Origin of the sequence: Bacillus fungorum, assembly GCF_002746455.1 — a bacterium.
Taxonomy (GTDB): Bacteria; Bacillota; Bacilli; order Bacillales; family Bacillaceae_G; genus Bacillus_A; species Bacillus_A fungorum.
The window spans coordinates 1-2,773 of the sequence record NZ_NWUW01000091.1 but is presented as its reverse complement, the minus strand read 5'-3'; the positions used below and the strand labels follow the sequence as shown (position 1 = coordinate 2,773).

1 protein-coding gene is annotated in these 2,773 nt (G+C 38.4%); it reads right to left on the bottom strand.

Annotation, left to right across the window (positions count from 1 at the left end; genetic code table 11):
* Positions 1-226 precede the first annotated feature (226 nt).
* Entirely contained in the window at positions 227-2,038 is a 1,812-nt protein-coding gene (gene ltrA, locus CO726_RS30625) for a group II intron reverse transcriptase/maturase (protein WP_099686795.1), read from the bottom strand.
* Positions 2,039-2,773: the final 735 nt, after the last annotated feature.

Here is a 2,773-nt window from a genome sequence, read left to right as displayed (position 1 = left end):
TGGTAGCCCAGATAGAAGGTTCTACATTGCTTTGTTTGTCCAATACGCCAGTGTCTTCTTGCGGCTTGGTTTAACGTAAATAAGCTAAATGATAGTTGGTAGAAAATTAACGTTGGTGTCGCCAACAGTCGGGTAGGTCAAAGATGTTACCATCTCTTTCCCCCCTAAGAACCGGACTTGTACCTTTCAGCACATCCGGCTCAAGCCCTCTTTCATCCGAAGACAATTAGTATGCAAACTTCTTAAATGCATCCATCATATATTTGACCGCTTGTTTACTGTTTACATCCACATTATTTCTTTTAAGGTAAGACTGAACTTTTGGTAATTGCTTACCGTTACCATATCTCTCTAATAATGCATGATGTGTTTTATGACAAGACTTATGAAGTAACTCAAGGTTCTCATAAGTGTCACGACCACCTATAATTTTCGGTATTATATGATTTGCTTCTAATGGTTCGTCTCCAACAAGCGATTCATGGCAGACCCTACATTTGTATTTAGACTTTTTAGCAAGTTTTTGTTTCGCTAAAGTGTTCTCCTTATCGAACTCTTTTTTATCTCGTCGCTCGAAATACTCTTTTAGTGAAGCGTCAAATGGACTGTTATATTGTTTGATTTTAATATGTCTTTCGATTTTTACCCAACTCATTTTCATGAGTTGTTTTGTATTATCATGTGGACACGTAAGAATCCATTTGTCCTTGCTCACACCAGTATGGTCGGGTTTGAAATATGTCTTTCTAATCCATTTAATTGATTTACGATGATGCCTATGTTTCAAGTAAATTAGCGTTCTTTTCAGAATATAACTATCTATATCTCTGAAAATCTTCTTGGCAACCGTAGGAGACCAATAGTTCGTTATTCCTCTAACGACACGATTTAATCTATCAATTAGGACTGACGTTTCTCTACCTTTACCCCACTCGAATATTTCTTTGATCTTTTGTTTAGCTCGTTTGACACTATCTTTGGAAGGCTTAATGAACAAGCGCATTCCGTCTTTTGTTGGATATTGTCTGAAATTAAATCCTAAGAAGTCAAACCCTTTACTAATGTGTACTACTCTTGTTTTGTCTTTCGCAAGATTTAATCCACGTTTGTTCAGGTATGGTTCTAACTTATCGTACATGCCATATGCTTCTTCTTCTGTAGGACAGACAATTACAAAGTCATCAGCGTATCTAACAACACCGACTGAATTTGAGTACAATGTATCTCCTTGTCGTGTTGTATGGATGTATCTAACACCGATTTCTTTCTCCATCCCATGTAGTGCCACGTTTGCTAACAATGGTGAGATAATTCCACCTTGTGGCGTTCCTTTTGTTGTCTCATTGAATACATCATTGTCTACATATCCACTTTCGAGCCAGTCTCGAATTATTGATTTATTAGGGAAGTTATTAATACAACCCATAATGTAATCATGATTCAAATTGTCAAAGCAACCTTCAAAATCCCCCTCAAAAATCCATCCCTTAGCACTACCTTTGCTTAATTTAGTGAATAAATCACTCATTGCATCATGCGTACTGCGTTTAGGTCTGAATCCATAAGAGGTCATTTCAAATTTTGCTTCCCATTGTGGCTCTAATGCGTTTTTGAATACATTTTGATATACTCTGTCAACTATAACTGGAATACCTAGTGGACGAAGTTTACCGTTCTTCTTAGGAATATAGGTTCTTCTAGCTGGTTTAACCTTGATATTTCTAACACTATATCTGCTTAATTTGTTGAATAAATCAACTCTTTCTTGAGGCGTGTTAGAGATATAACCGTCTATCCCTGCTGTCTTTTTACCTTTATTCTCTTGAGTGACTCGTCTAATACTTAGAAGTAGATTAGCCTTGCTTCTTAAAAGTAATCTTTGAAGTTTTCTTACTTTCCTTGTTTGGTTTAATTGTTCGGCACGATAGATTCGTTGTTGAAGTTTCCTAACATAGCGTTGAATTTTCACCCAATTAATTGAGTGCCAATTCTCCACTAGTGGGGAAACAGCCGACTTAACACTCTCGTTAGTTTTCATAACATATCTCCCTCTTTATAGGATTATTCTTTTCGCTTTCTTTCGTGTTGAAGACCATGTGGAAGTCAGCAACCTTTCAGTTCGGGTATTGCCCTATCCAACGACTTATACAAATGAGTTTTCGTCTGAACTTTCGTTCTGTTGGCATTCGCTTTTTCCACAATCCTTTACCCTCTGTATGTTGTAAGTCTCTTACGATTCTCCTACCTCGAATGAGAGGAATACATAGGGCTTACCAAGTTTCACTAACGATAGATACGATTGAGTTAGGCATCCTTCTTTCCTCCGGCGGATCTATGGGTCGTCGCACAGTCCCTCGACCGTAGAACTTTTCCTATCCGCTTCTACAGACTTTTTCTACCACAGTACGTCTGCTGTCGGTGACGGAGTCTACAAAGGTTCAGCTTCGCTTATACCTTCTCAATCTTTCCCTAGCTCTGTTGGGCTTCTGTGTAAAGCCCTCCATTAAGCATTTAACCCTCATGCAACCCAACAATTCGATTGCTCGAAAAGCAGTTTTGGGCGGGAACATCTCTAACGACTAAGATGACTTCTTATGAAGCACTATCTGTTAGCAACTTCTTGTCGCACAGTCCAATCCAACTTTCACCAATTCTTGCGAACAAATGATAACATTCACACCGCTATTTACTTGCTCTTTTAACCATTCACTACGTTTTGGTGGAGTAACTGTATTGGTACGGAGAATAGCTACTTTCGCACCAGGTACTTGCT